At 33.8% G+C, this 6,872-nt stretch carries 7 protein-coding genes; all 7 read left to right on the top strand.

From position 1 onward, the window contains the following. Window positions 1-375: 375 nt before the first annotated feature. Window positions 376-1,488, top strand: a complete 1,113-nt coding sequence (locus B879_RS20035) for a tyrosine-type recombinase/integrase (RefSeq protein ID WP_009187054.1) — start codon at window positions 376-378, stop codon at window positions 1,486-1,488. Between the two features lie 153 nt (window positions 1,489-1,641). Further along, a complete protein-coding gene (locus B879_RS20030; RefSeq protein WP_009187052.1) occupies window positions 1,642-2,475 on the top strand; it encodes a phosphoribosyltransferase-like protein in 834 nt (277 codons plus the stop codon). Between the two features lie 2 nt (window positions 2,476-2,477). Then, window positions 2,478-2,798 (top strand): hypothetical protein, encoded by a 321-nt coding sequence (locus B879_RS20025; RefSeq protein WP_009187051.1) that lies wholly within the window; start codon window positions 2,478-2,480, stop codon window positions 2,796-2,798. Window positions 2,799-2,984: 186 nt separating this feature from the next. Further along, window positions 2,985-4,013 (top strand): reverse transcriptase domain-containing protein, encoded by a 1,029-nt coding sequence (locus tag B879_RS20020; RefSeq protein WP_009187050.1) that lies wholly within the window; start codon window positions 2,985-2,987, stop codon window positions 4,011-4,013. Window positions 4,014-4,195: 182 nt separating this feature from the next. After that, the gene (locus B879_RS20015; protein WP_009187049.1) at window positions 4,196-4,963 is read left to right on the top strand and encodes a hypothetical protein; all 768 of its coding nucleotides are present in this window, start codon (window positions 4,196-4,198) and stop codon (window positions 4,961-4,963) included. Window positions 4,964-4,983: 20 nt separating this feature from the next. After that, the gene (locus tag B879_RS20010) at window positions 4,984-5,802 is read left to right on the top strand and encodes a restriction endonuclease (RefSeq protein ID WP_009187048.1); all 819 of its coding nucleotides are present in this window, start codon (window positions 4,984-4,986) and stop codon (window positions 5,800-5,802) included. Window positions 5,803-6,019: 217 nt separating this feature from the next. Next, on the top strand, window positions 6,020-6,872 hold an 853-nt coding region (locus tag B879_RS20005; protein ID WP_040401365.1), incomplete at its 3' end, for an AlbA family DNA-binding domain-containing protein.

Genomic DNA, 6,872 nt, shown 5'->3' with positions numbered 1-6,872 from the left:
AGAGAAAGGGAAGTATCCGTTTTCTTGATGGTTAAGACCTTTGAGGTTTTTCAAACCTCGAAGGTCTTAACCGGTGAATTAACAAAATAATTACTTTCAGATAACTAATTAGCCCCTGAGGAATCGGGGGCTTTTTGTATTTAGTCCGGCAATTTAATCGGATAAGTTGCCATTGGACCTTTTAATTTTTTCTTTAAAAAGGTAATTTCATTTTTAAACTGAGCGGTTTTTTTCCCATTACATCAATTAATTGTGGTTTAATATCTATGAATATTTAATATCAAAAAATATCTGTTCCTGATTTAAGACAAGACTATTCCACAATGGGATTCAAACTCAGCATATTGATTATTCAGGTTTTTAATTTAGGATTTTATGAGGAAGCTGGTTTTGAAAAACGACTGGATAGGCAAGAATCCTGTGATCAGGATTGAGTTTCCGTATGATTTTCAACTGAAGGAAATAGTCAAACAATTTCCCGGCTGTAATTGGGATACCAAGAGAAAGGTATGGTGGGTGGCTTATTCAGATGAAAGGATATCAGAAATGATTCAGTTTTTTAAGGGGAAAGCTTGGTTGGATTACAGTGAGTTGAAGAAGGTAGAGATACCCCAGGATAAAGTAAGCGTAGTATTACCAAATCTTTCAGCGGTTAATTCCAAAGAAATCCAACTTTTTGAGCAATGGATGAGGAATAAGCGTTACAGTGAAAACAGCATCAAAACCTACAGGGAAGCTATTTCTGTATTTTTTAGGTTTTTAGACAACAAGCCATTAGAAGAGATAGAAAATTCAGATCTAGAAAAGTTCAATTCTGAATATATCCTTGCAAATTCCTATTCCAGTTCTTATCAAAACCAATTTGTCAATGCCATCAAATTATTTTTTGCCAACCGAAAAGGGATAAAAATCAATCCAGATATTATTTACAGGCCTAAAAAGGAAAAGGTTTTGCCAAATGTATTGAGTAAGGAAGAGGTGAAAAAGATTTTGGATTCCATTACAAATATTAAACATAAATCCATGATCGGTTTGATATATGCATGTGGATTAAGGAGGACTGAGCTTTTGAATATTCAATTGAAACATATTGATCCAAATAGAAAGTTGCTTTTTATCCAACAAGGCAAGGGTAAAAAGGACAGAGTGGTTCCTCTATCTGACAAACTTTTAGAATTATTAAGGTCTTATTATAAAGCCGAGCGTCCAATAGTATATTTATTTGAAGGAGAAAAAGTAGGAGCCCAATACAGTGCCAGCAGTTTACAGCAGGTGCTAAAATATGCTGTAAAAAAAGCAAGGGTAAATAAGCCGGCAACTCTACATTGGCTTAGACATAGTTATGCTACTCATTTATTGGAAAATGGAACAGATTTAAGGTATATCCAAGAGTTGCTTGGTCACAATAGCAGTAGGACTACTGAGATCTATACTCATGTCAGTAAGAAAAAAATCTCAGAAATAAGATCTCCTTTTGATGATTTATAAAAAAACATTAGTTTTAATAAACAATGCAATTGTAGTATCAAGCCAGCAAGAATTGAAGGCTTGGTGGTATAAATACGTTGTAATAAGTAAGTTAGTGGCCAGGCTATGACGAACAAACCGTAAAGACAAAATGAACGAAAAGTAATTTAAAATATGAATCCAACAACCTTTGCACGACTATATTCTATTTTTAACTCCAAACGTTGGCACGACAAGGAAATGCACGAAGTTGTATTTCGTAATTTCTGTGAGTTGCTTGGTAACCTTAATGATAAACAACAAAATTTACTCCTTGAATTAGCAGAAAGATATACTTGGTTAACATTTACTGAATATCAAGGTAAATTAGTTCATATTTTTAACACCATAATTCCAGAAGAAGAAATTAATAACCTAAGCAAGATTATTTTGTTTCCTGTTATGAAGCCTAAAGATGAAGAAGTGACAAAGAGCGGACACGGGGTTCTAATTATTTTAAGAGGGGTCAGACCTTTTTTTGAAAGATATAATCATTTAGAGTTTAAAGAAATTGAAGCATTTGATAAACTTGAATTACCATTTACTTTAACGGATAACGAGAGAATTTTTCTATTAGATGATTTTCTAGGAACAGGAGACACAATTAAATCAACAATTGAAAAACTTTTGTTAAACCCAAACATTACTCTAGATAAGATAAGAGTAATTACTGTTGCTTCACACCAACAAGCCGTTAATTATATGGAAAGTATTGGTGTGAAATACTATACCGAAATAGTTACAAGAAAAGAAATCAGTGACCACTACTCAACCCCCGAGTTAGAGGAAAAAACGGCAATTATGAAAGAAATCGAAAAACTATTGCCTTCAAAAAAATATAGTTTTGGCTATGGACAATCAGAAGGATTAATCACTTTGTACAGAACACCGAATAATACCTTCCCAATCTTCTGGCACGATTATGAAAAAAACGAAGTAAATTATAAAGCACCATTCCCAAGATATTAGATATGGAAAAAGAAAATCTTTATATACTCCTTGATGTGATTTTTAGAAATGGCTCCCTAAAAAGGCTTGCTAGGAAAGGAGTAGATTACAATGAAATTGCTAATCAAACTCAAATCGCCATAAAAAATGAATTGGTTAGTTACGATAGTCAAAGAGTTACTTTAACTCCAAAGGGTTTAGAGTTACTAAAGCAATTAGAAATAACTTATAAAAAAACCACAAAAAGCGAATGGATTGAGAAAGACGAAAAAAATCGCTTGAGTAAAAATAGAAGAGAAAAAAACTTTATATTTGTGCCAAGACAAAACGAGCTTACTTTTTAGTTCTTTCTTAAAATATTGTGTTGACTTCGGTTGGCACCGGAGCAGTGAGTCACTGTTCTGTAATTGAATGGGTTTTCAAGCCTTCGGGTTTAAGCGGGGTTCCGCTGAGGCTCCACCCCGCTTAAACCCGTATTCACTAATTGAGTTCGGGGGCATTGCCCCCGGCTCATTAACGATTTTAAGAAAATGAAATTTGAACAATATAAGCAAGAATTTGAAATTAAAGCTTCGCAATCAGGATATTCAGCCGAAAACATTACCCGTTGCTTAAATTACGCAAAACCATTAATAGATAAGGGCTTCCCAGTTATCTACAACACTTCTCATTTATCTGTTTTAGTTGGTTATAGAAAGGATTACATAAAGCGTGCTGTTGTTTATACGCCTTACTTTTACAGAGACTTTGAAATAAAGAAGAGGAATGGGAAGATGCGAAAAATTTCAGAGCCACTCCCCAGTTTGAAAGAAATCCAAGATTGGATTTTAGTGAATATTCTCGAAGTAGAAAAGGTAAGCCCTTTTGCTAAGGCTTACAGAAAAAAGGTAGGTTTAATAGAGAATGTGAAATTTCACAAGAATCAGCCTAAAGTTCTAACTCTTGATCTAAAAGATTTTTTTCCTTCAATAAAAAGAGAAAATGTAGAATCAATATTTCGCTCATTCGGATATTCGGCATTAATCTCAAACCTCCTCTCTAAACTATGCACTAGGGGCGGTTGTTTACCGCAAGGAGCACCAACTAGTCCATATTTATCAAATATTTTTTTTAAAAGTGCTGATGATATAATTATTAAATACTGTTTGGCTAACGACATCAGATACACAAGATATGCTGACGACTTAAGTTTTTCAGGAAACTTTGACGAAAAAATGTTAATTGAGTTAGTTGACGATACCGTAAGACAATTAGGGCTGACACTGCACCCAGATAAGATAAAGATAATGAAGCCAAACGAACGACAAACAGTTACTGGTATTGTCGTAAATGAAAAGCCTCAAGTTGTTTTCCATAAGAGAAACAAATTACGGCAGGAAATGCATTATATAATTAAGTTTGGAATTCAAGACCATATGCAACGCAAAAACATAAAATACAGGAATTATATAGAGCATTTATTGGGTAAAATTAATTTTGTGCTACATCTTAACCCTAAAGACACAGAATTTCAGAAATATAAAGAGCATTTAATTGAACTTAAAAAACAGACAATATGACCCTGAGAAGCCCAGCCACTAACAGCGTGTATGAAAAATAGCGGTTTCAGAGCTAAATCAGAGATTAGTGCTTTTAATAAAAGTCAGTGCCAAACTGAAAGTGAAGTGCTTTTAATCCGCTACTTCTCATACACGCAAAACGTTAGCGTTAATTATAACGGACGACACCCAACAAACAAACAATGAATACAGAAAAAATATTTGACGAAAACGGACGTGGGTTTACTCGAGTTTTTTCCACTGACAAAGTTGAACTAGTTAACCCCGTTGAATATTACAAGACCTTTGAGCTTGAGAAACGAGCCATTTCTTTACGAGACCTACTATATGCAAAAAATCCCTTTTTAACTTCGCAATTGGATGACAATTTTTTTGTAAAAAAAGCAGAAGAAATGCTAGTTGGATTTTTTGAAAAATTTGAGCAGACAAAAGTTCACGATAACTTTATACAGCTACTAAAGACAATTCGAAAGAAAGACCAAGAAACTTTACTTAAAGGAATGACATTAAATCCAGACGAATTAATGTCACTTATTTTCAAGTCATATAACGACTTTGGTTTTTTATACAGCAAATATCTTTTTGAAAATTTACCTAATGGACTGGAAGGCAAAAAACTACCCAAACTTTTTCATATTAAAGAAGATGGAACAATTCACAAAGTAGGTGAAACTGATTTGACAGATGGAGAACTAAAAAATGTGATTGAACACCGAAAGGTAATTGTTTCTCATTTCTTCGAGCAGGGTGACTTTTGGCACTGCTTCTTTTTGACATACAATAGTATTGGTGGCAAAGAAAATTGGAAAAACGGACAATCCCACTTTCATTACATCTCAAGTTCTTTTGGAATTTCAAAAGCTGACTTCATTGAAAGTATGCGAACAGGTAAATATAAATCAACATCAATACACATTGATTTGCTAGATTATGGCAATCAAACCGAATAATAAAATCAATACTCTTTAATATGGAATGGAAAGAATACGAAGAAATCACTAAATACATATATGAAACACTTGGAGCAGCAAACGGTGTTAAAATTGAGTGCCACGGAAATAATTGTAAAGTAACAGGCAAATCAACAGTTGTACATCAAATTGACGTATTGACAAGCCATTCTGACGGACTTCATTCTTATAAAACTGCTGTGGAATGCAAATATTGGGAGCAGACAATAAATAAAGATATCATAATGAAAGTTGCTGAAATTGTAGAAGATGCAGGACTGAATAAAGGTGTAATAGTTTCAAAAAATGGGTTTACTCCAGATGCAATATCATTTGCTAAATACAAAAACATTGGGCTCATTGAATTAAGAGAACCTAATGAAGATGATTGGAAAGGCACAGTGAAAAACATACAGATAAATATGAATATGCTATTGCCTCAAATAAATGGATTAGAACTTTTAGTATCAAAGGAAACAAAATCTACATTAAAGCCAGGGTCAACAAGGGTCGAATTTTTAGACATTAAAAAAACAGATGGAAGTATTGAAAACATAGAAAAATACATTAATGAATTCAATAACGAACTGTGTAAAAAGGAAGAAAACGAAGTCTTAGAAAAAGTCTTCACCTTTGATACAGGTACCGTATTGATTTATAAACCTACGGGTGAAGAAACTGAAATTAGTGGAGTTAAGCTGAATGGAATACTAAGAATTGCAAAGAAAACAATAGAAATTAAAGGAGAAGACCATATCTATATGATTATGAAATCTATATTTGAAGACAAATCATATACGATAACAAAAGACAAGAAAATAAATGAACGTGAAAAATAACTACCGCTAACAGCACCTACCCAAAAGTGGCGGTTCAGTGGTTAACTCAAGTTTTGTGCTTTTATCAAAGTTTATGCTTGGTTGACAGTGAAGTGCTTCGAAATCGCCACCTTCGGGTAGCTGCAAAACGTTATCGCTCAGTGTAGAAAATCCGAACAGCAAAATGACATTAGGAAAAAGAGTAAATTTGAAACTTAGAAATTATTAAATATCAGTAGTGACATCAGAATCGCAAAATATTGAGTTCAAAATAACTTGGAGAGATGAATACCTAAAATGGATTTGTGGTTTTGCAAATGCTCACGGAGGAACTATTTTTATAGGAAAAGATGACTCAGGAAATATAGTTGACTTGAAGGATGCTAAAAAGCTTTTAGAAGAAATCCCTAACAAGGTCAGAGACACATTGGGGATTTTGGCTGATGTTAATCTGCACCAAACCAACCAAGGGAAATTTATTGAAATTCTTGTTGAGCAATACCCTTATCCAGTCAATTACAAAGGACAATATCATTACAGAAGCGGAAGTACCAAACAGGAATTAAAGGGGGCAGCACTTGACAAGTTTCTCCTTCAGAAAAAAGGTAAAAGATGGGATGGAGTTCCTGTTCCGAATGTTTCAATAAATGACCTTAAGCAAGAAACGTTTGATTTTTTTCGAAAACGAGCTTTAAGAAGCCAAAGAATTGATGAAGACAGTTTAGCTGACAGTAATGAACATCTTATTGAGAACCTTCAACTCAAAGAAGGTAAATTTCTTAAGCGGGCATCAATTCTGCTATTTCACCCTAATCCTGAAAAATATATAACAGGAGCTTACATAAAAATAGGTTTTTTCGAAAGTGATAGCGACTTGAGATATCAGGACGAAATTCACGGAAATCTTTTTGAGCAAATTGAAAAGACCACAGAGTTGCTTTTCACAAAGTACATCAAGGCATTTATTAGCTATGAAGGTTTGAATCGAGTGGAGACCTATGAATATCCGAGGGAAGCAATTAGAGAAGCATTATTGAATGCTATTGCCCATAAAGACTATTCGGGTGGCGTTCCCATTCAAATAAGTGTTT

Source organism: Cecembia lonarensis LW9 (assembly GCF_000298295.1).
Taxonomy (GTDB): Bacteria; Bacteroidota; Bacteroidia; order Cytophagales; family Cyclobacteriaceae; genus Cecembia; species Cecembia lonarensis.
The sequence above is the reverse complement of the archived record's forward strand: the minus strand, read 5'-3'. Positions and strand labels throughout refer to the sequence as shown.